At 72.0% G+C, this 22,321-nt stretch carries 16 protein-coding genes; 15 read left to right on the plus strand and 1 reads right to left on the minus strand.

Annotated elements, in window-relative coordinates:
- Positions 1-528 precede the first annotated feature (528 nt).
- The 3 genes from AB0B72_RS33800 to AB0B72_RS33810 all read left to right on the plus strand — a co-directional run bounded on the left by AB0B72_RS33800 (position 529) and on the right by AB0B72_RS33810 (position 3,403).
- On the plus strand, positions 529-876 hold the full coding sequence (locus AB0B72_RS33800) for a bifunctional 3-phenylpropionate/cinnamic acid dioxygenase ferredoxin subunit (protein WP_367743427.1): 348 nt from the start codon (positions 529-531) through the stop codon (positions 874-876).
- Between the two features lie 7 nt (positions 877-883).
- The gene (locus tag AB0B72_RS33805) at positions 884-2,101 is read left to right on the plus strand and encodes an NAD(P)/FAD-dependent oxidoreductase (protein WP_367743428.1); all 1,218 of its coding nucleotides are present in this window, start codon (positions 884-886) and stop codon (positions 2,099-2,101) included.
- Between the two features lie 168 nt (positions 2,102-2,269).
- Positions 2,270-3,403 carry an aromatic ring-hydroxylating dioxygenase subunit alpha gene (locus AB0B72_RS33810; protein ID WP_367743429.1) on the plus strand — a complete coding sequence of 378 codons (1,134 nt, stop codon included), beginning with the start codon at positions 2,270-2,272 and terminating at the stop codon, positions 3,401-3,403.
- Here AB0B72_RS33810 and AB0B72_RS33815 read toward each other — a convergent pair.
- Positions 3,391-4,182 (minus strand): IclR family transcriptional regulator, encoded by a 792-nt coding sequence (locus AB0B72_RS33815; RefSeq protein WP_367743430.1) that lies wholly within the window; start codon positions 4,180-4,182, stop codon positions 3,391-3,393. The two genes, AB0B72_RS33810 and AB0B72_RS33815, sit on opposite strands and share 13 nt — an antisense overlap.
- Positions 4,183-4,289: 107 nt before the next feature.
- Here AB0B72_RS33815 and betA point away from each other — a divergent pair, with 107 nt between their 5' ends.
- From betA to AB0B72_RS33875, 12 genes are all read left to right on the plus strand, one after another.
- On the plus strand, positions 4,290-5,957 hold the full coding sequence (gene betA, locus AB0B72_RS33820; RefSeq protein WP_367743431.1) for a choline dehydrogenase: 1,668 nt from the start codon (positions 4,290-4,292) through the stop codon (positions 5,955-5,957).
- Entirely contained in the window at positions 5,954-7,411 is a 1,458-nt protein-coding gene (locus tag AB0B72_RS33825) for an aldehyde dehydrogenase family protein (protein ID WP_367743433.1), read from the plus strand. The genes betA and AB0B72_RS33825 overlap by 4 nt, the downstream gene beginning before the upstream one ends.
- Positions 7,412-7,560: 149 nt before the next feature.
- Positions 7,561-9,978 carry an FAD-dependent oxidoreductase gene (locus tag AB0B72_RS33830; RefSeq protein WP_367743435.1) on the plus strand — a complete coding sequence of 806 codons (2,418 nt, stop codon included), beginning with the start codon at positions 7,561-7,563 and terminating at the stop codon, positions 9,976-9,978.
- Positions 9,979-9,993: 15 nt separating this feature from the next.
- Positions 9,994-11,277 (plus strand): serine hydroxymethyltransferase, encoded by a 1,284-nt coding sequence (gene glyA / locus AB0B72_RS33835; protein WP_367743436.1) that lies wholly within the window; start codon positions 9,994-9,996, stop codon positions 11,275-11,277.
- Entirely contained in the window at positions 11,277-12,491 is a 1,215-nt protein-coding gene (locus AB0B72_RS33840) for a sarcosine oxidase subunit beta family protein (RefSeq protein WP_367743438.1), read from the plus strand. The genes glyA and AB0B72_RS33840 overlap by 1 nt, the downstream gene beginning before the upstream one ends.
- Before the next feature lie 19 nt (positions 12,492-12,510).
- Positions 12,511-12,792 carry a sarcosine oxidase subunit delta gene (locus AB0B72_RS33845; RefSeq protein ID WP_367743439.1) on the plus strand — a complete coding sequence of 94 codons (282 nt, stop codon included), beginning with the start codon at positions 12,511-12,513 and terminating at the stop codon, positions 12,790-12,792.
- Positions 12,789-15,617, plus strand: coding sequence for a 2Fe-2S iron-sulfur cluster-binding protein (locus AB0B72_RS33850; protein WP_367743440.1), 2,829 nt, complete (start codon positions 12,789-12,791; stop codon positions 15,615-15,617). Before AB0B72_RS33845 ends, AB0B72_RS33850 begins: the two co-directional genes overlap by 4 nt.
- Positions 15,610-16,173 carry a sarcosine oxidase subunit gamma gene (locus tag AB0B72_RS33855; protein ID WP_367743441.1) on the plus strand — a complete coding sequence of 188 codons (564 nt, stop codon included), beginning with the start codon at positions 15,610-15,612 and terminating at the stop codon, positions 16,171-16,173. The genes AB0B72_RS33850 and AB0B72_RS33855 overlap by 8 nt, the downstream gene beginning before the upstream one ends.
- 395 nt (positions 16,174-16,568) lie before the next feature.
- A complete protein-coding gene (locus AB0B72_RS33860) occupies positions 16,569-19,145 on the plus strand; it encodes a glycoside hydrolase family 97 catalytic domain-containing protein (protein WP_367743443.1) in 2,577 nt (858 codons plus the stop codon).
- A 48-nt stretch (positions 19,146-19,193) separates the two neighbouring features.
- Entirely contained in the window at positions 19,194-20,471 is a 1,278-nt protein-coding gene (locus AB0B72_RS33865) for a sugar ABC transporter substrate-binding protein (protein WP_367743444.1), read from the plus strand.
- On the plus strand, positions 20,468-21,409 hold the full coding sequence (locus AB0B72_RS33870) for a carbohydrate ABC transporter permease (RefSeq protein WP_367743446.1): 942 nt from the start codon (positions 20,468-20,470) through the stop codon (positions 21,407-21,409). The genes AB0B72_RS33865 and AB0B72_RS33870 overlap by 4 nt, the downstream gene beginning before the upstream one ends.
- A gap of 121 nt (positions 21,410-21,530) precedes the next feature.
- Positions 21,531-22,319, plus strand: coding sequence for a carbohydrate ABC transporter permease (locus AB0B72_RS33875; protein ID WP_367743447.1), 789 nt, complete (start codon positions 21,531-21,533; stop codon positions 22,317-22,319).
- Positions 22,320-22,321 lie beyond the last annotated feature (2 nt).

A 22,321-nucleotide genomic window follows, 5' to 3' on the forward strand; every position in this document is an offset into this window, starting at 1 on the left:
GACCGACCTCAAACTCCTCGGCCCCGCCTGCCAATTCCACAACCGCGACCGCTACCGCCACCCCGAACGCTACACACGCCGCCGCATCGGCACCGACCGATGGACCTTCACCTACACCGGCCGCTATACCCCTCTCCGAAGCTGATCGGGCCCCGGCTACAAGGCCGAGCCGCCCGCATCCCCAGCGAGGCGGCGCCTTCTCGCATGCCCACTGTCCGCTCGTGAGGGCGTGTGGACTCGCCCCGATCAGCCCGCCGTTCATGCCGCCACGAACTCGGCGCACGGCGACTCCCGTAGTGCGTCGTCCACCCGCAGTGGAGCCCGGCGCAGTGAGGAGATCATGGCCACGGCCTCCCACAGGTCACGTCGTTGAGCAGCGCCGCCTGGAGGATCTCCACGGCACCGGAACGGACCGCCTGTCCCCCATGGGAGCCCGCGTCCGATCGCCTCTTGACATTGCCCCAGCTGGGAACCAGGCTGTTGCGCATAGCGCCGATCGTTCCGTCTGACGAAACTGGGGAGAGCCGCATGATCCCTGCGTGCCCGCTCGCAGCCCTTCCCCGGGGCGAGGCCATCCGGCTCGACCTCGACCCGCCGATCGCCGTCTTCCACGCCGACGACGGCGAGCTGTACGCGGTGGACGACACGTGCACGCACCAGGACGCGTCGCTCGCCGACGGGTGGCTGGAGGGCTGCGAGGTCGAGTGCCCGCTGCACGCCTCGCGATTCGACCTGCGCACCGGGCACGTGGACGCGCCTCCGGCGAAGCTCCCGGTGCGGACCCACCGGGTCGTGGTCGAGGACGGCACGGTGTTCGTGGTGCCGTCGGACGCCCCGCCCAACCTTCCCCCGGGCGCCCGCACGAGGTCGGCGTGAGGCCAGTATGAACTCCGTCGCGATCGTCGGCGCGTCGCTGGCGGGGCTGTCGGCCGCCCGCGCGCTGCGCGCCCAGGGCTTCGACGGCCGGCTGACGCTGGTGGGCGCCGAACCACACCGCCCCTACGACCGGCCGCCGCTGTCCAAGGAGTTCCTGGCCGGCGAGATGACCGAGGCCGACCTCGCGCTGGAGGCCGAGGGCGAGGACCTGGACGCGGAGTGGCTGCTCGGCGTGCCCGCCACCGGGCTGACGCCTCTCGACCGTGGGGGCGCCCGGGTGACGCTGGGCGACGGCACGGCGGTCGAGGCCGACGGCGTGGTGATCGCCACCGGGGCCGCCGCGCGCACCCTGCCCGCAGGGCTGTCCGGAGAACTGTCCGCAAAGCCGCCCAGAGAGCCGTCCGGGGGCCTCGCCGGGGTCCACACGCTCCGCACGCTGGACGACGCCCGCGCGCTGCGCGCCGATCTCGCGGCCGGGCGCCGCCTGGTCGTGGTCGGCGCCGGATTCATCGGTGCCGAGGTCGCCTCCACCGCCCGCGCGCTCGGGCTCGACGTGACGATCGTGGAGGTGGCCCCCGCGCCGTTCGCCCGGGCGCTCGGCGACGAGATGGGCACCGCGCTCGGGACGCTTCACGAGGACAACGGGGTGCGCCTCGTCTGCGGCGCCGCCGTACGGGCCCTGACCGGGGACGACCGCGTCGACGGAGTGGTGCTGGAGGACGGGCGGCGTCTGCCCGCCGACGTGGTGCTCGCCGGCATCGGCGCGCGACCGGCCGTCGAGTGGCTGGCCGGCAGCGGCGTGAAGGTGGCCGACGGGGTGCTCTGCGACGCCGGCGGCGGCACCGGTGTGCCCGGCGTCGTGGCCGTGGGCGACTGCGCCGCCTGGTTCGACCCCGCGCTCGGACGGCACCTGCGGGTCGAGCACTGGACCGGGGCCGCGCGCCGGCCGGACATCGCGGTGCGCACCCTGCTGTCCGGCGGGACCGCAGTGCCGGACGGCCTCGCGCCGCCGTACATCTGGTCCGACCAGTACGGCCTGCGCGTCCAGTTCGCGGGACACGCCCTTCCCGGCGACATGGTGACCGTGGAGGAGGGCGACGCCGGAGGGCGCGGCTTCCTCGCGGTCTACCGGCGCGAGGGCCAGGCCGTCGCGGTGCTCGGCGTGGACCGGGTGCGCCAGTTCACCCGGTGGCGCCGCAGCCTGCAACCCGCGGGGGCCCGATGACGAGCCGGAGCCCCGTGACCAACCGGAGCCCCGTGACCAACCGGAGCCCCGTGACCGGCCGGAGCCCGATGGCGAGCAGGAGCCCGATGGCGATCTCGCGAGCGCGAGGAACGAAGGAGCCCATGTGAACGAGCCGACAGCCTCCCGCCCGCCCGCGAAGGAGACCGCGTGACAACCGGCAGCCTGCCCCCGAGCGTGATCGCCACGCTGCCGGGCGGCTACTACACGGACGAGAACATCTTCGCGCTGGAGCAGTCGCGGATCTTCGAGTCGATGTGGGTGTGCGCCGTCCGCGCCGCCGACCTCGGCAAGCCCGGCGCGTTCAAGACCGTGCAGATCGGCCGGGAGAGCGTGATCGTCACCCGGTCGCGGGACGGCTCGGTCCGGGCGTTCCTCAACGTCTGCCGCCACCGTGGGGCCCGGATCTGCACCGAGGAGTCAGGCGAGGTACGGCGGGCCTTCCAGTGCCCGTACCACGCGTGGACCTACGACCTCGACGGCCGCCTGATCGCCGCGCCGAACCTCACGAAGATGCCGGACATCGACCGCGTCGAGTTCGGGCTCGTCCGCGTGCACGTGCGTGAGTGGCTGGGCTACGTGTGGGTCAACCTGGCCGACGAGCCGGAGCCGTTCGAGGACGAGGTGCAGGCGCAGGTCTCCGGACGGCTCGGCGACCTCGACTCGATCCACAACTACGGCATCGAGGATCTCGCGGTGGCCCGCCGGACCGTCTACGACGTGAAGGCGAACTGGAAGCTCATCATCGAGAACTTCATGGAGTGCTACCACTGCGCGACCATCCACCCCGAGCTGGTGGAGGTGCTCCCCGAGTTCGCCGAGGGCCTGGCGACGCAGCTGTTCGTCGGGCACGGCGCCGAGTTCGGCGAGGGCGTCGAGGGCTTCACGGTGGACGGCTCGGCGGGCGTGGACCGCATCCCCGGCCTGGACGACAGCCAGGACCGCCGCTACTACGGCCTGACCGTGAAGCCGCTGATGTTCGTCAACCTCGTGCCCGACCACGTGATCCTGCACCGGATCTTCCCGCTGGCCGTGGACCGGACCGTCGTCGAGTGCGACTGGCTGTTCCGCCCGGACGTGATCGACAGCGGACGGGATCTCGAACCGTCCATCGAGCTGTTCCACCGGGTGAACGTGCAGGACTTCGAGGCCTGCGAGAGGTGCCAGCCGGCCATGGGCTCCCGGGCGTACGCCAAGGGCGGGGTCCTGGTGCCGACCGAGCACCACATCGGCGGCTTCCACGAGTGGGTGCTGGGCCGGCTCGGCACCGGTCAGCCGACGTAGCCCAGCCGGTGGCTGATGTCGTCGGCGCCGGCGATGAGCAGGGGCGCGAGCTGATGCATGCGCTCCTCTCCGAAGCGGTAGGCCGGGCCGGAGGCGCTGACCGCGGCCACCACCTCGCCCTCGTAGGAGCGGATGGGGGCCGCGATGGCGTTCAGCCCGATCTCGAACTCCTCGACGGTGACGGCGTAGCCGCGCAGGCGGGCCTCGTCGAGCTGCTTGACCAGCTCGGCGGCGGAGGTGACCGTGCTCGGCGTGAAGCTCTCCAGCCCGCCGGCGTCGATGAGCCGCGCCCGGTGCCGGTCGTCGAGGTGGGCGAGCAGGACCTTGCCGCTCGACGTGGCGTGCAGCGGGGTGAGCTGGCCGACCCAGTTGTGCGCGGTCACCGCCGACGGGCCGCGCACCTGGTCGAGGTTGACCGCGTAGTGGGACCGCGCGACCGCGATGTTGACGGTCTCGCCGATCTCCTCGGCGAGCCGCCTGCAGACGGGACGGCTCTGCTGGGTGAGGTCCAGCCGGGCGGCGACCCCGCCCGCCAAGCGGATGATGCCGAAGCTGAGGCGGTACTTGCCCCGGTCCTCCGCCTGCTCCACCAGGCCGCGCGACTCCAGGGCGCCGAGGAGCCGGAAGGCGGTCGACTTGTGCACGCCGATCTCCAGAGCGATCTCGCTGACCCCCGCCTCGCCCCGCTGGGACAGGATCTCCAGGATGGCGATGGCCCGATCGACGGACTGGACGCCGCCGCTTCCCTCTGTGCGCGCTGTCGGGGTGTCGTCGGCCATAGCGGGACTGTAGCGCGCGACGGCGTTGGCGCGGTCCATTCCGTCACCGCGTTGCGGATGGTGCACTCTATTGCGCATATCAATATCATCCTGCCCGGGAGGCAGACATGTACGACTTTGTCATAGTCGGCGGAGGTTCGGCCGGAAGTGCCCTGGCGAACCGGCTGTCGGCCGACCCGGCGAACCGGGTGCTCGTGCTCGAAGCGGGCCGTCCGGACTATCCGTGGGACGTGTTCATCCACATGCCGGCGGCGTTGACGTTCCCGATCGGGAGCCGCTTCTACGACTGGAAGTACGAGTCCGAGCCCGAGCCGCACATGAACGGCCGCCGGATCTACCACGCCAGGGGCAAGGTGCTGGGCGGGTCGAGCAGCATCAACGGCATGATCTTCCAGCGGGGCAACCCGCTCGACTACGAGCGCTGGGGCGCCGATCCGGGCATGGAGACCTGGGACTTCGCCCACTGCCTGCCGTACTTCAAGCGGATGGAGAGCTGCCTGGCCGCGGGCCCGGACGACCCCATGCGCGGGCACGACGGGCCGCTGGCCCTGGAGCGCGGGCCGGCGACCAACCCGCTGTTCGGCGCGTTCTTCGACGCCGTGCAGCAGGCGGGCTACCCGCTGACCGACGACGTGAACGGCGTGCGTCAGGAGGGCTTCGCCCGTTTCGACCGCAACATCCGGCGGGGGCGCCGCCTGTCGGCCGCCCGGGCGTACCTGCACCCCGTGAAGAGCCGGCCCAACCTGGAGATCAGGACGCGGGCGTTCGTCACCAGGATCCTCTTCGAGGGCACCCGCGCCGTGGGCGTGGAGTGCGACGGCAAGGAGATCCGCGCCGGTGAGGTCATCCTGTGCGGCGGGGCCATCAACTCCCCTCAGCTCCTCCAGCTCTCCGGAATCGGCAACGCGGCCGAGCTCAAGGCCCTCGGCGTCACACCCGTCCACGACCTGCCGGGCGTCGGGGAGAACCTCCAGGACCATCTGGAGGTCTACATCCAGTACGCCTGCAAGCAGCCGGTGTCGATGCAGCCCGCGATGAAGTGGCGCAACCGGCCGTGGGTCGGCGCGCAGTGGCTGTTCCTGCGCAAGGGGCCGGGGGCGACCAACCACTTCGAGGCCGGCGGCTTCGCCCGGAGCAACGACGACGTCGACTACCCCAACCTCATGTTCCACTTCCTCCCGGTCGCGGTGCGCTACGACGGCAGCTCCCCGGCCGGCGGGCACGGCTACCAGGTCCACATCGGGCCGATGTACTCCGACGCCCGCGGCTCGGTGAAGATCAAGAGCGCGGACCCCCGGGACAAGCCCGCGCTGCGGTTCAACTACCTGTCCACCGAGCAGGACCGGCGGGAGTGGGTGGAGGCGGTCCGGGTCGCCCGGGCCATACTCAACCAGCCCGCGATGGACGACTTCAACGGCGGCGAGCTGTCCCCCGGCCCGGAGGTCGAGACCGACCAGGAGATCCTCGACTGGGTCGCCAGGGACGGCGAGACCGCGCTGCACCCCTCCTGCACGGCCAAGATGGGCGTCGACCCGCTGTCGGTGGTGGACCCGCTGACCATGCGGGTGCACGGGGTGGACGGCCTGCGGGTGGTCGACGCCTCGGTCATGCCGTACGTGACGAACGGCAACATCTACGCCCCGGTGATGATGGTCGCGGAGAAGGCGGCCGACCTGATCCTGGGCGACACTCCCCTGCCCCCCGAGCACATCGAGTTCTACCGGCACCGGAAAACCCAGAAGACCGCGACGACGCAGCAGGAGAACGCCCAGTGAGGGATCTGTACATCGGCGGCCAGTGGCGTGACCCGGTCGAGGGCGGGACGAGGGAGATCCGCTGCCCGGCCGACGGCTCCCTGGTGGCCACGGTGTCGGAGGCCACCGCCGCCGACACCGTGAGCGCCGTCGCGGCCGCCCGCGCCGCGTTCGACGACGGCCCGTGGCCGCGTACGCCGGAGGCGGAGCGGGGCGCGCTGCTCCTGCGCGTCGCCGACCTGCTGGAGCGTGACCGCAAGGAGATCGCCACGGCCGAGTCGCTCGACACGGGCAAGCGGCTCGCCGAGAGCGAGTACGACGTGGACGACGTGGCCCGCTGCTTCCGCTACTTCGGCGGCATCGCCGGGACCGACGCCGGGCGCGTGATCGACACCGGGCGAGCGGACGCGATCAGCCGCGTGGTGTACGAGCCGGTGGGCGTGTGCGGGCTGATCACACCGTGGAACTACCCGCTGCTCCAGGCGTCGTGGAAGGTCGCGCCCGCGCTGGTGGCCGGGAACTCGTTCGTGCTCAAGCCGAGCGAGCTCACCCCGTCCACCTCGATCCTCTTGATGCGCCTGCTGGAGGAGGCGGGGCTGCCGCCGGGGACGGGCAACCTCGTGCTCGGCGCAGGCGCCGAGGCGGGCGCGCCGCTGTCGGCGCACCCCGACGTGGACATGGTGTCGTTCACCGGCGGCCTGGCCACGGGCCGGGCCGTGATGGCCTCGGCGGCGGGGACGGTCAAGCGGGTCGCGCTGGAGCTCGGCGGCAAGAATCCCAACATCGTCTTCGCCGACGCCGACTTCGAGACCGCGGTCGACTTCGCGCTGACCGCCGTCTTCCTGCACTCAGGGCAGGTCTGCTCGGCCGGCGCCCGGCTGCTGGTCGAGGACTCGCTGCACGACGCGTTCGTGGACGAGGTCGTACGGCGGGCCGGGCGGATCAGGCTCGGCGGCCCGTTCGACCCGGCCGCCGAGACCGGGCCGCTGATCTCGGCCGGGCACCTGGCCAAGGTGGAGGCGTACGTCGCCGCCGGAATCGCGGAGGGCGCGGTGCTGCGCTGCGGCGGGCGGCGGGTCCCCGGCGAGGGTCACTTCTACCCGCCGACGGTGCTCGACGAGTGCCACGGCGGGATGCGGGTGGTCCGGGAGGAGTCGTTCGGGCCGGTCCTGACCGTGGAGCGATTCCGCGACGAGGACGAGGCGGTCCGGCTCGGCAACGACACCGACTACGGCCTCGCCGGAGCGGTGTGGACGCGCGACGCCGGGCGGGCCCAGCGGGTGGCGGCGAGGCTCAGGCACGGCACGATCTGGATCAACGACTACCACCCGTACGTGCCGCAGGCCGAGTGGGGCGGGTTCAAGCAGTCGGGCGTCGGCAGGGAGCTCGGGCCCACGGGGCTGAACGAGTACCGCGAGATCAAGCACGTGTGGCAGAACGTCGATCCGCGGCCCCAGAACTGGTTCCGCGCCTGACCCGCGACTCGCCGCCGTGTGAGGCGGCAGGTGACCGGCAAGTGGGGTGCCATCAGGGCTGATGTGTTCCTTGACAGCCGATCGCCGGGTGGGGGACGCTGTTGCGGAGCGCGCATGACGTTCCGGTATGCGCAACACCGGAGGTGTGTATGGCAGGCCCACGCGTCGTCGTCGTCGGAGCCGGAGTCGTCGGAGCCGCCCTCGCCGAGGAGCTGTCCGCGAAGGGCTGGGACCGGATCACCGTGGTGGACCAGGGACCGGTTCCGGCCACCGGAGGGTCGTCCTCCCACGCCCCCGGGCTCGTCTTCCAGACGAACTCGTCGAAGACGATGACGGAGATGGCCCGCTACACCGTGGAGAAGCTGAGCGCGCTCGGCTGCTTCCTCCAGGTGGGCGGCCTGGAGGTGGCCACCACCCCCGAGCGGCTGCGCGAGCTGCGCCGCCGGCACGGCTGGGCGACCGCCTGGGGCGTGGAGGCCCAGCTGCTCGGCCCGGACGAGTGCGTCACCCGCCACTCCCTGCTCGACCGGGACCGGGTGCTCGGCGGCCTGTTCGTGCCGACCGACGGCCTCGCCAAGGCCGTACGCGCCGTCGACGTCCAGCTCGCCCGGGCGAGGGACCGGGGCGTGCGCGTGCTGGAGCGGCAGGAGGTGCTGGACATCCGCGTCGTGAACGGCCGGGTCGCCTCCGTCTTCACCACCGGCGGGGAGATCCCGGCCGACGTGGTGGTGTGCTGCGCCGGCATCTGGGGCCCCAAGGTCGCCCGGATGGCGGGGATGTCCCTTCCGCTCACCCCGCTCGCCCACCAGCTCGCCTGGACCGGCCCCGTCCCCGACCTGGCCGGGCAGACCGAGGAGGCGGCCCGGCCGATCCTGCGCCACCAGGACGCCGACCTCTACTACCGCGAGCGGTTCGACCGCCTCGGCATCGGCTACTACGGCCACCGGCCGATGCCCATCGCCCCGGAGGACATCGTCTCCGTGGACGCGGCCGAGGTCATGCCGTCGATGCTGCCCTTCACCGAGGACGACTTCGCCCCCGCCTGGGCCGAGACGCGGTCGCTGCTGCCCGGCACGCGGGAGACCAAGATCGAGGACGGCTTCAACGGCCTGTTCTCCTTCACCACCGACAACATGCCCCTGATGGGCGAGTCGCCCGACGTCAAGGGCTTCTGGGTGGCCGAGGCGGTCTGGGTGACCCACTCGGCGGGCGTCGGCCGGGCGATGGCCGAGTGGCTGGCCGACGGCCACTGCTCGTCGTTCGACCTGCACGAGTGCGACGTCAACCGGTTCGAGCCCCACCAGCTCGCCCCCGAGTACGTCCAGGCCCGCGGCTGCCAGAACTACGTCGAGGTCTACGACGTCATCCACCCGCTGGAGCCGCCGGCCACGCTTCGTCCGCTGCGCACCAGCCCGTTCTACACGCGGGAGCGCGAGCTGGGGGCCCACTTCCTTGAGGCCGGCGGCTGGGAGCGCCCGCAGTGGTACGAGTCGAACGCCGCCCTGCTGGAGGGGCGGGACATCCCGCACCCCGGCGACTGGGCCGCCCGGCACTGGTCGCCCATCGTGGCCGCCGAGGCCCAGGCGTCCCGCGAGTCGGTCGCGATGTACGACATGACCGCGCTCAAGCGGATCGAGGTCGGCGGCCCGGGGGCGACCGCGTTCCTGCAGCGCCTTTCCACCGGCGACGTGGACAAGACCGTCGGCTCGGTGACGTACTGCCTGCTGCTCGACACCGACGGCGGCATCCGCAGCGACGTGACGATCGCGCGGCTCGGCCGCGACCTCTACCAGGTCGGCGCCAACGGCAACCTCGACCTCGACTGGTTCCACCGGCACGCCGGCGACGACGTGGTCATCCGGGACATCACGGCCGGCACGTGCTGCGTCGGCGTCTGGGGGCCCCGCGCCCGCGACGTCGTGGCGCCGCTCGCCGGGCCCGACTTCGCCGCCGGCGGCGTGCGCTACTTCCGGGGCACCCGGGGGTACGTCGGCTCGGTGCCCGTCACCGCGCTGCGCCTGTCGTACATCGGCGAGCTCGGGTGGGAGCTGTACACGACCGCCGACCTGGGCGCCAAGCTGTGGGACACGCTGTGGGAGGCGGGGCGGCCGCACGGGATGATCGCGGGCGGGCGGGGCGCCTTCAACAGCCTGCGGCTGGAGAAGGGCTACCGGTCCTTCGGCACCGACATGACCTACGAGCACGACCCCTGGGAGGCCGGGCTCGGGTTCGCCGTGAAACCGGACAAGGGCGAGTTCATCGGCCGTACGGCGCTGCTCCAGCGGCGCGCGGCCGTACGGCGGCGGCTCACCTGCCTGACGATCGACGGCCCCGAGGCCGTGGTCATGGGCAAGGAGCCGGTGTACGACGGCGACCACTGCGTCGGCTACGTGACCAGCGCCGCCTACGGCTACACGATCGGGAAGGGCATCGCGTACGCCTGGCTTCCGGTGGAGCTGACCGAGCCCGGCCAGACGGTCCACATCGGCTACTTCGACCGGCGGATCGCCGCCGTCGTCACGGCCGAGCCGCTCTTCGACCCCGCGATGACCCGGCTCCGCGGCTGACCTGGAGGACCTTTCATGAACTCATCCGAATCGCCGGCCGACGCACCGCTCGACGCGATCGACCCGGAGGTGGCGGCGGCCATCGACGCCGAGCTCCACCGCCAGCGGTCCACGCTGGAGATGATCGCCTCGGAGAACTTCGCGCCGGTGTCCGTCATGCGGGCGCAGGGGTCGGTGCTGACCAACAAGTACGCCGAGGGCTACCCGGGCAGGCGCTACTACGGCGGCTGCGAGCACGTCGACGTGATCGAGCGACTCGCCGTCGACAGGGTGAAGGCGCTGTTCGGCGCCGAGGCGGCCAACGTGCAGCCGCACTCCGGGGCGCAGGCCAACGCGGCGGCCATGGCGGCGCTGCTGGAGCCCGGCGACACGATCCTCGGGCTCGACCTCGCCCACGGCGGCCACCTCACCCACGGCATGCGGATCAACTTCTCCGGCAGGCTCTACAACGTGGTGGCCTACCACGTGCGCGAGGCCGACGGCCTGGTGGACATGGAGGAGGTCGGGCGGCTCGCCCGCGAGCACCGGCCCAAGCTGATCATCGCGGGCTGGTCGGCCTATCCCCGGCATCTCGACTTCGCCGCCTTCCGTGAGATCGCCGACGAGGTCGGGGCGTACCTGCTGGTCGACATGGCGCACTTCGCCGGCCTGGTGGCGGCCGGGCTGCACCCCTCGCCGGTGCCGCACGCGCACGTGGTCACCACGACCACCCACAAGACGCTGGGCGGGCCGCGCGGCGGGGTGATCCTGTCGACCGGAGAGCTGTCCAAGAAGATCAACTCTGCGGTCTTCCCCGGCCAGCAGGGCGGCCCCCTGGAGCACGTCATCGCCGCCAAGGCGGTCGCGTTCAAGATCGCGGCCGGTGAGTGGTTCCGCGACCGGCAGCGCCGCACGCTTGAGGGGGCGCGGATCCTCGCCGACCGGCTGGGGCGGCCCGACACGGCCGCCGCCGGGGTGCGGGTGCTGACCGGCGGCACCGACGTCCACCTCGTCCTGGTCGACCTGCGGGAGTCGGCCCTCGACGGGCAGCAGGCAGAGGACCGGCTGCACACGGCGGGGATCACGGTCAACCGCAACGCGGTGCCGTTCGACCCGCGCCCCCCGATGGTCACCTCGGGCCTGCGCATCGGCACGCCCGCGCTCGCCACCCGCGGGTTCGGCGAGGCGGACTTCGCCGAGGTCTCCGACGTGATCGCGGCGGCCCTGTGCGGGGACGGCTCGCCGGACGCCCTGGCCCATCTGCGGGGACGCGTCGAGGCCCTGGCCGCCAAGCATCCGCTCTACCCGGGGGTCTCGTGATGCACGGCGTCCCTGAGCAGCCCGACCGGCTGTGGAGCAGCCCCGAGCCCAGGCGGTCGTACGACGTCGTGATCGTCGGGGGCGGCGGCCACGGCCTGGCGACCGCGTACTACCTGGCGAAGAACCACGGCGTCACGAATGTGGCGGTGCTGGAGCGCGGCTGGCTCGCGGGCGGCAACATGGCGCGCAACACCACGATCATCCGGTCCAACTACCTGTGGGACGAGAGCGCCGGCATCTACGAGCACGCGCTCAAACTGTGGGAGGGCCTGGAGGAGGAGCTCGGCTATCCGCTGCTGTTCAGCCAGCGCGGCGTGCTCAACCTCGCGCACAGCCTCCAGGACGTGCGGGACGGCGTCCGCCGCGTGCACGCCAACCGGCTGAACGGCGTGGACGCCGAGTGGCTGACCCCGGAGCAGGTCAAGGAGGTCTGCCCGATCGTCGAGGTGTCGCCTGACGTGCGCTACCCGGTGCTCGGGGCGACCTTCCAGCCGCGGGCGGGCATCGCCAAGCACGACTACGTGGCCTGGGGCTACGCCCGCGCCGCCGCCGCGATGGGCGTCCACCTGATCGAGAACTGCGAGGTCACCGGCGTCGAGGTGGCGGGCGGCCGGGCGGTCGCCGTACAGACGACGCGGGGGCGGATCGCGGCAGGGAAGGTGGCGCTCAGCGCCGCCGGCCACTCGTCGGTGGTGGCGGAGACGGCCGGTGTGCGGCTGCCGCTGCAGACCCACCCCCTCCAGGCGCTGGTCTCCGAGCTGCTGGAGCCGGTCCACCCGACCGTGGTCATGTCCAACGCCGTCCACGTGTACGTCAGCCAGGCCCACAAGGGCGAGCTGGTCATGGGGGCGGGCATCGACGCGTACAACTCCTACCGGCAGCGCGGCGCGTTCCACATCATCGAGCGGCAGATGTCGGCGGCCCTGGAGCTGTTCCCCGTGTTCGCGCGGGCGCACGTGCTGCGCACCTGGGCGGGGATCGTCGACGTCAGCCCCGACGCCTCCCCCATCGTCGGGCTCACCGGCGTCGACGACCTCTACGTCAACTGCGGCTGGGGCACCGGCGGCTTCAAGGCCACCCCCGGGGTGGGCTGGTGCTACGCGCACACGGTCGCCCACGGCGAGCCGCACCCCCTGGCCGCCCCCTTCTCCCTCGAACGGTTCACCACCGGCGCGCTCGTCGACGAGCACGGCGCCGCCGCCGTGGCCCACTGACGACCAGGAGCCGACCCGAATGCTGTTGATCCCCTGCCCCTGGTGCGGCCCACGCGACGAGGCCGAGTTCCACTACGGAGGACAGGCGCACGTCGCCTATCCCGGCGACCCCGCCGCGCTGTCCGACGAGGAGTGGGCGCGGTACCTGTTCTTCCGCGCCAACCCGAAGGGCCGCCTCGACGAGCGGTGGAGCCACGCGGCGGGCTGCCGCCGCTGGTTCACGCTGACCCGCGACACGGCGACCAACGAGTTCGGCACCGGTTCCGGCAACGGTTCCGTCACCGGCGGGGTGACCGCATGACATCCCGCCGGCGGGACGGCCACCGGGGCGAGACGCTGCGCTTCCGGTTCGACGGCCGCGACTACGAGGGCCTGCGCGGCGACACGCTCGCCGCCGCCCTGCTGGCCAACGGCGTCCGCACGGTGGCCACGAGCCCGGGGCTCGGGCGCCCCCGGGGCGTGTACGCCGCCTGGACCGAGGAGCCCAACGCGATCGTCCAGGTCGAGCACCCCTTCCCCGAGCCGATGCTGCAGGCGACCACCGTCGAGCTGTACGACGGGCTGGTGGCCCGTGGCCTGCCCGGCCGGGGGGTGCTGGCCGACCGGCCCGACCCGGCACGCTACGACGCCGTCCACGCGCACTGCGACGTGCTCGTGGTGGGCGCGGGCCCGGCGGGGCTGGCCGCCGCCTCCGTGGCCGCGGCCTCCGGCGCGCGGGTGATCCTCGCCGACGACCGGCCGGTGGCCGGCGGCTCGCTGCCGGACACGGCGGAGACGGTCGACGGGGTCTCGGGAGCGGTCTGGGCCTCCTCCGTGCTCGCCGGCCTCGCGGGGCTCGCGGGGCCGGGGGGACCGGCGGATGTGCGGGTGCTCCACCGGACCACCGTGTTCGGGCACTACGACGACAACTACCTGGTGGCGGTCGAGCGGCGTGAGGAGGGCGCGGCGTCGCGGGAGCGGATCTGGCGGATCAGGGCGCGGCGCGTCGTGCTCGCCACCGGCGCGCACGAACGGCCGATCGCGTTCGCCGGCAACGACCTGCCTGGCGTCATGCTCGCCGGCGCCGCGCGGGCCTACGCCAACCGGTACGGCGTGCTGGCCGGCCGCCGCGCGGTCGTGTTCACCACCAACGACGCCGCGTACGACGCCGCGCGCGACCTCGCGGCGGCGGGCGTGGAGATCGCCGCCGTCGCCGACGTACGGCGGGGCGCCCCGGCGCGGGACGGCCTGGAGGTGCTCGCCGGCCACGTCGTCACCGGGACGGCGGGGGGCTCCGACGGCTCCGTGGCCTCGGTGACCGTCGCCCCGGCCGGCAGCTCGGCCGGCAGCTCGGCCGGAGGCTCGGGACGCCGGGAGATCGAGGCCGACCTGCTGCTCGTGTCGGGCGGGTGGAACCCGGTCGCCCACCTGTTCAGCCAGTCGGGCGGCGAGCTGCGCTACGACGAGGCGCTCTCGGCGTTCCTCCCCGGGAAGAGCCGTCAGGCCGTCGAGGTGGCCGGCGCCGCAAGGGGCGTGTTCACCCTCGCCGGCTGCCTGGAGGACGGCGCCGCCGCCGGTGCGCGGGCGGCCGAGGCCGCCGGCTTCCCGGCGGCGGCCGGTCGCCGTTTCGACGTGGCGGAGCCGGAGCCGATGCTCCCGCCCGAAGCCCTGTGGCTGGTCCCCGCGGACGACTACACGACCCACTTCGTGGATCTCCAGCGCGAGGTGACCGTCGCCGGCGTCCTGCGGGCGACAGGGGCCGGGCTGCGCTCCGTGGAGCACGTCAAGCGCTACACCACCGCCGGGACGGCCCACGACCAGGGCAAGCTCTCCGGTGTGCTGACCAGCGCCGTCGTCGCCCACGCCACCGGCGTGGAGATCGGCGATCTGGGCACGACCACGTTCCGCGCGCCGTACGTGCCGGTGAGCTTCGCCGCGCTCGCCGGGCGGGACCGCGGGGCGCTGCACGACCCGGTCCGGGTGACCTCGCTGCACGGGTGGCACGTGGCGAACGGCGCGCTCTTCGAGAACGTCGGCCAGTGGAAGCGGCCCTGGTACTACCCCCGCGACGGCGAGGACATGGAGACCGCCGTGCTGCGCGAGTGCCGTGCCGTACGGGAGGGCGCGGGGGCGCTGGACGCCTCCACCCTCGGCAAGATCGACGTGCGGGGACCGGACGCCGCCGAGCTTCTCGACCGGCTCTACACGAACATGATGAGTACCCTCAAGGTCGGATCGATCCGGTACGGCGTGATGTGCCGGGCCGACGGCATGGTCTTCGACGACGGCACCGTGATCCGCCTGGCGGAGGACCGGTTCCTGGTGACCACGACCACCGGCAACGCCGCCCCCGTCCTCGACTGGATGGAGGAGTGGCTGCAGACGGAGTGGCCGTCGCTGCGGGTCTACTGCACGTCGGTCACCGAGCACTGGGCCACCGTGGCCCTCGCCGGCCCCGGCTCCCGCGCCGTTCTTGCCGGGCTGGCTCCCGGGCTGGCGGTGGACAACGCGAGCTTCCCGTTCATGACCTGGCGGGACGCCGAGGTGGCCGGGCTGGCCGCGCGGGTGTGCCGGATCAGCTTCTCCGGGGAGCTGGCCTACGAGATCAACGTCAACGCCTGGGACGGTCTCACGCTCTGGGAGGCCGTCCAGGCGACCGGCGTGGTCACGCCGTACGGCACCGAGACCATGCACGTCCTGCGCGCGGAGAAGGGGTATCCGATCATCGGGCAGGACACCGACGGCACGGTCACCCCCGCCGACCTCGGCATGGACTGGGTCGTGTCGAAGAAGAAGGCCGACTTCGTGGGCAAGCGGTCCTTCTCCCGCCCCGACACGGCCAGGCCGGATCGCAAGCACCTGGTCGGGCTGCTGCCGGAGGACCCCTCGCTGCTGCTTCCCGAGGGGGCCCATCTCGTGGCGGACGCCGGCCTGCCCGAGCCGCCGGTCCCGGTGCTCGGTCACGTCACCTCCAGCTACCGCAGCGCCGCGCTGGGACGCACGTTCGCCCTCGCCCTGGTCCGGGGCGGCCGGGACCGGGTCGGCGACCGGCTGTACGCGCCGCTCGGCGACGGCGGCGACCCCGTGCCCGTGACCGTCACCCATCACGTCCTCTACGACCCCGAGGGAGCCCGCCGCGATGGCTGAGCGACTGAGCCCGCTGGCGTGGTTCGCGCCGGTGTCCTCCGACGGCCTGCGCGTCGCGGAGGTCCCCTTCCTCACCCAGATCGACGTGCGGGTGGATCCCGCCTCGCGGGCCGCGTCCGCGATCGGGCTCGCCCTCGGCGCCCCGCTCCCCACCGAGCCGGGAACGTACGCCACGGGCGACGCGGGAGACGTCCTATGGATGGGGCCCGACGAGTGGCTGGTGATCGCCCCGCCCGGCCGCGACGGTCTCGAAGCGCGCCTGGCCGAGGCGGCGGCGGGCGTCGAAGACGCGCACGTCGCGATCACCGACGTGTCCGCGCAGCGTACGACGCTGATCGTGGACGGCCCACGCTCCCGTGACCTCCTGGCCCACGGCTGCCCGATCGACCTGCATCCCCGGGTGTTCGGCCCGGGAAGCTGCGCGCAGACCACGCTGGCTCGGGCCGGCGTGGTGCTCGCCGCGAGGGAGGGCGACGAGTTCCTGCTGCTTGTTCGCTCGTCGTTCGCCGGTTACCTCGCCGAGTGGCTCCTCGACGCCGCCGCCGAATACCTGTGATCACCCGGCCGGCGCCGGAGTTCACGAGCGGCGCGGCCCCCGCCACGCCCCTGAGGGCCCCTGAGGGCCCCTGAGGGCGCTCCCCGCTGACACTGAATCAGGCGCGGATCGCGCCGGAGCGCACGACGCGGCGTGACCTCCCCGCCGCACACCTGACCTCCGATGTCCCGGCCGCCGCGGCGCCATGGCTTCCGCCTGCCCCGCGAAGCCGCGCCCGCGCGGAGCCGGCCACGGCCGGCTGAGTTAGTCGGAATGTCCAGCCGATCCACCGGTTCCACCATTCCGGCCGTGCTCAACAGGGCCCATAGTTTTGCCTCACCCGAGCGCATATGTCTAGTGAGACCGTTCTGGGTCCGCCCAAGTGAACAACCCCACGGCAGCCGATGGAGAACGCGTTGAACGACGATGTACGCCCCCGCGCAGCGGCGAGGACGGGCTCGCTGAGCGCCCGGGTCCAGACCACGGACGCGGGCGTGCGACTGACCGTCAGCCGCGACGACGAGATCATCCTGGACCGGGTTCCGCTCGGGTTCTCGATCGAAGGCATGTGCCTCGGCACGGACGCGGAGCTCGTGCACGTCTCGGATCGCACGGTCGCGGACCGGCTCACCCTCCGATCCGGCAAGGCCGCCGGTGACCATGACTACGAGCACCTCGAAAGCGTGCACACCTTCCGCGAGGGCGACGGCGTCGAACGGCAGGTCGTCGAATGGCAGGTCGTCGTGCGCACCGGGCGTGACGGCGTCGCGGTCCGCTACGCGCTGCCCTCGCTGGACGGGACGACCCGCGTCACGGGAGACCGCACGGCCGTCACCCTTCCGGCCGCGTCGAGGAGCTGGGTGCTCGACTACCAGACCTGGTACGAGACCCCCCGGTTCGGAGTGGACACCGCCGATCTGGCGAGCGGCGCGTACGGGTTCCCGTTCCTCACCAGGCTCGACGCGGCGACGCATGTCCTGATCACGGAGTCGGGCATCGACGGCCGCTTCGCGGGCGCGCACGTGGAGGCGGGCGAGCCCGACGCGGACGGCGGCCGGACGCTGCGCTTCACCCTCGCCGACGACGCCGTCGAGGTCGCCCGCGGGGTCGTCACACCGTGGCGCGTCTTCCTCGTCGGGACCCTGCCCGAGCTCGTCACCTCGCTGTTCGTCGAGGAGCTGGCGCCGCCCGTCCACACCGGCCTGGAGGAAGCCGAGTGGGTCCGGCCGGGACGTGCGGCCTGGTCATGGTGGTCCGACTTCTACTCGGGGGCGCAGCTGGACAAGCAGCGGCACTTCGTCGACGTCGCCGCCGGCCTCGGCTGGGAGCACCTGCTCATCGACTGCGGGTGGGAGGAGACCTGGGTGCCGGAGATCGTGGCCTACGCGAGCCGCCGGGGCGTCCAGGTGCACCTGTGGACCATCTGGCGCGACCTCAACAGCCCGGAGGACCTCCGGAAGCTGGCGCTGTGGCGCTCGTGGGGCGTCGCCGGGATCAAGGTCGACTTCATGGAGTCGGAGTCGAAGGACCGTTATCGCTGGTACGACACGATCCTCACCGAGACCGCCCGGCTCGGCCTCATGGTGAACTTCCACGGATCGGTCATCCCCCGCGGCTGGGCACGCACGTTCCCGCAGGTCATCGGGTACGAGGCGATCCGCGGCGCCGAATACTACGTGTTCTTCGAAAATCAGGCGCTCACCGCGTCCCACAACGTCGTCCAGCCTTTCACCCGCAACGTCGTCGGGGCGATGGACGCCACGCCCGTCGCGTTCGGCGCAGCGAACCGCACGACCAGCGACGGCCACGAGCTCGGGCTCTCCGTGGCGTTCGAGTGCGGGATCACCCACTTCGCCGACCACGTCGACGCCTACGCCTCACGCCCGCTCGCGGCCCGGTTCCTCGCGGAGCTGGCGCCGTACTGGGACGAGACGGTCCTGCTGGCGGGTGACCCCGACAGCCACGCGGTCATCGCCCGCCGGGCCGGCGATCGATGGTTCGTGGGCGGCATCGCCGCGGGGGACGCGCGCACGATCCGGGTGCCGCTGGACGCGCTCGGCGCGGGGCCGGACGCCCGCGTGTGGATCGTCAAGGACGCCGCCGCGGATGTCGCCGGGGATGTCGCCGCAAATGTCGCCGCGGATGTCGCCGGGAACACGGTCCCGGCGACCGGTCTCGCCGAGACGACCACGACCGCCGGCTGCGTGATCGAGGTCGAGGTGGCCCGCGACGGCGGCTTCGCCGCCATCGTGGCGCCGGCGGGCACCGAACTGTTCCGGGCCGCGCCACGTCCGCGTCATCCCGCCCCGGCCGTGCACCCGGCCGTCGCCGAGATCGGTGCCGACGGGACCGCGTCGCTGACCACCGACCCCGACGCCAGGTTGCGCCTGCCCCCCGGCTGGTCCGCCACCCGCGTCGGCGAGACCGGCTGGGCCGTACGCCCCGGCCGTGCACTTCGTCCCGGACGGCTCGGGGTCGTCACGGTGGAGCGGGACGGCGACGGCGTGGTCCCGGTCGTCTCCCACGCACGCGTCGTGCGCCCCCTCACCCCGGGTGAGCACGCGTTGCCCGACCTGCCGATGATCGCGTTCGTCAACGACGACGGACCGGTCGAGCGCGACCAGTCGAACGGGGCGGGCAACCCCGGCGACGGCGGGCCCCTGCGCGTGGCGGGCCGGGAATTCGGCCGGGGCCTCGGCACCTCGCCGTACTCGGAGGCGCGTTTCCACCTCGGCGGGCGGGCGGACACGTTCACCGGCGCGGTCGGCGTGGACGACGAGTCGACCGGCCGTGCCGCGGTCGCCGTCCTCGCGGACGGCCACGAGATCTTCACCGCCGTGGTCGAGGCGGGAAAGCCGGTCACGGCGTTCCGCCTCGGAATCCAGGGCGTCCAGACCCTTTGCCTGCGCAGCGAGACCACGACTACCGGCGACGCCGGCGTGCACGTCGACTGGGTCGACATCACCGTTCACGTCCCCTCCACCGACAGGTGACCCCCCATGTGCCGGTCGCCGACCGGCACGCGACACGATCAGAGGAACATGATGAGACGCAAGTGGATCACCGCCACGGCGACGATCGTGGCGGCAGGCCTCCTCACCGCCTGCTCCAGCGGATCCGGCGGGTCCGGCGGGTCCGGCGCCGCCTCGGACGAGAAGGTCACCCTCACCTACGCGAACTGGAGTGAGGACCAGACCCCCGCGATGGAGCAGATCGCGGCCGAGTTCGAGAAGGCGAACCCGAACATCACCATCAAGGTCCAGACGCTGCCGTGGCCCGAATACTGGTCCACGCTTCAGGTCGGGGCCGCGGGCGGGACCGCGCCGGACGCCTTCTGGATGCTCGCCGACCACTTCCGCGAGTACGCGAAGGGCGGCCAGCTGCTCGACCTGTCGGACACCGTGAAGTCCGCCGGCATCGACATGGGGTCCTACCCCAAGCCGGTCTCCGACTCCTACACCTACGAGGGCAAGATCTTCGCGCTGCCGAAGGACTTCGACACCAACGGCCTTTGGTACAACAAGGCGCTCTTCGACGCCGCGGGGGTCAAGTACCCCGACGACACATGGAGCTGGAAGGACGTCCAGGACGCGGCCAAGAAGCTGACCGACCCCAAGAAGGGCGTGTGGGGAATCGCGGCGCCGATCGACTCGCAGGGCGGCTTCTACAACACGATCCTCCAGGCCGGCGGGAACATCATCAACACCGGCGGCACCGCCTCCGACTTCGCGAGCCCCGCGGGGGTCGCCGGCCTGAAGTTCTGGACCGACCTCCAGGCGGCGGGCTCGTCTCCGACGCTGAAGCAGTTGTCGGACACCGAGGCGGTCTCGATGTTCGAGAACCAGAAGGTCGCCATGTACAGCTCCGGCGCGTACTGGGCCTTCAGGTTCCACAAGAATCCTGACCTGAAGGGCAAGGTGGACGTCGCGCCGCTGCCGCAGGGCGTCAAGCGCGCCACCGTCACCAGCGGCATCGGCAACGCCGGATACGCCGGGACCAAGCACCCGGAGGCGCTCAAGAAGTTCCTCGCCTTCCTCGGCGGGACCAAGGCGGCGGAGATCCAGGCGGCCACCGGAACGGTGCTCCCCGCCTACAAGGGGACGCAGAAGCCGTGGCTCGACGCGATGCCCGAGTTCCACCTGCAGGTGTTCATCGACGCCATCGACTACAGCGTTCCGCTCCCGGTCGCGGGCAACGCGTCCGAGTGGCAGGGCCTCGCCGCGCAGTACCTGACTCCCGCGTGGGACGGCAAGAAGCCCGTCGAGCAGGCGGCGAAGGAGTACCAGGACGCCGTCGACCAGGTGCTCGCCAAGCAATGACGAACGTGGTGACGAAGCCCGTGCGACGGCCGGCCGGCCGCACCGGCGGCCGCCGCACGGGCGTCAGCGCATCCGGCGGGTGGTGGGCGCTCGCGTTCATCGCCCCCGCGACGATCGGCCTGCTCGCGCTCTATGTATGGCCGTTCCTGTCCACGCTGGTCAAGAGCTTCCAGGACGTGCCGGCGTTCGGGCCCGCCACCTTCGTGGGAATCGACAACTACCGGAACCTCATCGGGGACGGCGACTTCTGGAAGGCGTTCAGAAACTCCGCGATCTACACCGCGATCATCCTGCTCGGCATTCCCCTGGCCGTCGTGCTCGCCGCGCTCATCGAGCAGGTCGGCCGGGGGCGCGGGGTCTACCGCGTGCTGTTCTTCCTGCCGGTCGTCACCCTGCCCGTCGCCGTCGGCATGGTCTGGCGGTTCATCTACAACGGCGACTTCGGGCTGCTCAACTCCGTGTTGGCGTGGTTCGGCGTCGACGGGCAGTTCTGGGTGGCGGACCCGCGGTTCACGATCTACGCCTTCGGCGTCGTCGGCATCTGGATGGGCCTCGGCATCAACCTGATCATTCTCGGCGCCGGGCTGCAGGCCATCCCGAAGACCCTCTACGAGGCGTCCTCCCTGGACGGCGCCGGCCGGGTCCGGCAGTTCTTCCACATCACCGTCCCACTGCTCACCCCGAGCATCTTCTTCGTGACGATCCTCAACGTGATCGCCGCGCTGCAGATGTTCGACCTGCTGTTCATCATGCTGCGCGGGGTGAACAACACGGCCCTCACCGACTCCAAGACGATCGTGTACCTGTTCTACGAGAAGGCGTTCGTCCAGTTCGACCAGGGCTACGGCGCCGCGATCGCGATCGTGCTCCTCATGGTGATCATGATGGCGACGGCGCTCCAGTTCCGTCTGCAGAAATCCTGGGTCTTCTATGGCTGAGTCCGCTCAATCCGCTGAGGCCGCTCAATCCGCCGAGGTTGCTCGATCCGCCGAGGCCGCCGTCCGGCGTGCGCCGCGCTCCCGGCGGCGGGGGAAACCGCCCGGCGCATGGCCGATCCACGTGCTCCTCGTCATCGCGGCCGCCTTCATGGTCGTGCCGTTCGTCTGGCAGCTCCTCACCGTCTTCAAGACGACCGCCGAGGTGACCAGGATCCCGCCGACGTTCCTTCCCGAGGATCTCAGCCTGCACTCGTTCGAGACGTTCTTCTCGACCGTGCCGTTCTGGTCGATGTTCGCGGTCTCCGCCGGCTCCCTCGTCCTGCGGGTCGCCGGTCAGATCGTGGTGGCCGCGCTCGCCGGGTACGCGTTCGCGCGCATCCCGTTCCGCGGCAGCGGGCCGCTGTTCGGCCTGTTCATCGCCATGCTGATGGTGCCCAGCCAGCTCTTCCTGATCGGCCAGTTCGAGCTGATCCGCGATCTGAAGCTGCTGGACACCCTGCCGGCCCTCGCGATCCCCGGCCTGTTCTCGGCGTTCGGCACGTTCCTGATGCGGCAGGCTTTCCTCACGATGCCGAAGGACTACGAGGAGGCGGCGCGGCTCGACGGCGCCAACACGTTCCAGGTGTTCTTGTACGTCATGCTTCCGATGGCCAGGCCGATGCTCGCCGCGCTCGCCGTGCTGACCGGCCTCTATTCGTGGAACGACCTGCTCTGGCCGCTCATCGTCTCCCCCTCCGGGGAGAACCGGCCGCTGCCGGTGGGCCTGGCGGGACTGCAGGGACAGTTCGGAACGGACTACCCGACGCTCATGGCGGGTGCGCTCGTGTGCTCGATACCTCTCGTGATCGTCTTCCTGGTTCTGCAGCGGCAGTTCTTCGCGGGCATCGCGAGCAGCGGACTCAAGGGATGAGA

Origin of the sequence: Microbispora sp. NPDC049125, from assembly GCF_040802045.1 — a bacterium.
Taxonomy (GTDB): Bacteria; Actinomycetota; Actinomycetes; order Streptosporangiales; family Streptosporangiaceae; genus Microbispora.

What these genes read in the sequence shown, in the direction of transcription:
- AB0B72_RS33845 (WP_367743439.1), top strand. Translation starts at nt 12,511, where the DNA reads ATGCTGTTGATCCCCTGCCCCTGGTGCGGCCCACGCGACGAGGCCGAG.
- AB0B72_RS33865 (WP_367743444.1), top strand. Translation starts at nt 19,194, where the DNA reads ATGATGAGACGCAAGTGGATCACCGCCACGGCGACGATCGTGGCGGCA.
- betA (WP_367743431.1), top strand. Translation starts at nt 4,290, where the DNA reads ATGTACGACTTTGTCATAGTCGGCGGAGGTTCGGCCGGAAGTGCCCTG.
- AB0B72_RS33830 (WP_367743435.1), top strand. Translation starts at nt 7,561, where the DNA reads ATGGCAGGCCCACGCGTCGTCGTCGTCGGAGCCGGAGTCGTCGGAGCC.
- AB0B72_RS33850 (WP_367743440.1), top strand. Translation starts at nt 12,789, where the DNA reads ATGACATCCCGCCGGCGGGACGGCCACCGGGGCGAGACGCTGCGCTTC.
- AB0B72_RS33870 (WP_367743446.1), top strand. Translation starts at nt 20,468, where the DNA reads ATGACGAACGTGGTGACGAAGCCCGTGCGACGGCCGGCCGGCCGCACC.
- AB0B72_RS33815 (WP_367743430.1), bottom strand. Translation starts at nt 4,182, where the DNA reads ATGGCCGACGACACCCCGACAGCGCGCACAGAGGGAAGCGGCGGCGTC.
- glyA (WP_367743436.1), top strand. Translation starts at nt 9,994, where the DNA reads ATGAACTCATCCGAATCGCCGGCCGACGCACCGCTCGACGCGATCGAC.
- AB0B72_RS33805 (WP_367743428.1), top strand. Translation starts at nt 884, where the DNA reads ATGAACTCCGTCGCGATCGTCGGCGCGTCGCTGGCGGGGCTGTCGGCC.
- AB0B72_RS33840 (WP_367743438.1), top strand. Translation starts at nt 11,277, where the DNA reads ATGCACGGCGTCCCTGAGCAGCCCGACCGGCTGTGGAGCAGCCCCGAG.
- AB0B72_RS33800 (WP_367743427.1), top strand. Translation starts at nt 529, where the DNA reads ATGATCCCTGCGTGCCCGCTCGCAGCCCTTCCCCGGGGCGAGGCCATC.
- AB0B72_RS33855 (WP_367743441.1), top strand. Translation starts at nt 15,610, where the DNA reads ATGGCTGAGCGACTGAGCCCGCTGGCGTGGTTCGCGCCGGTGTCCTCC.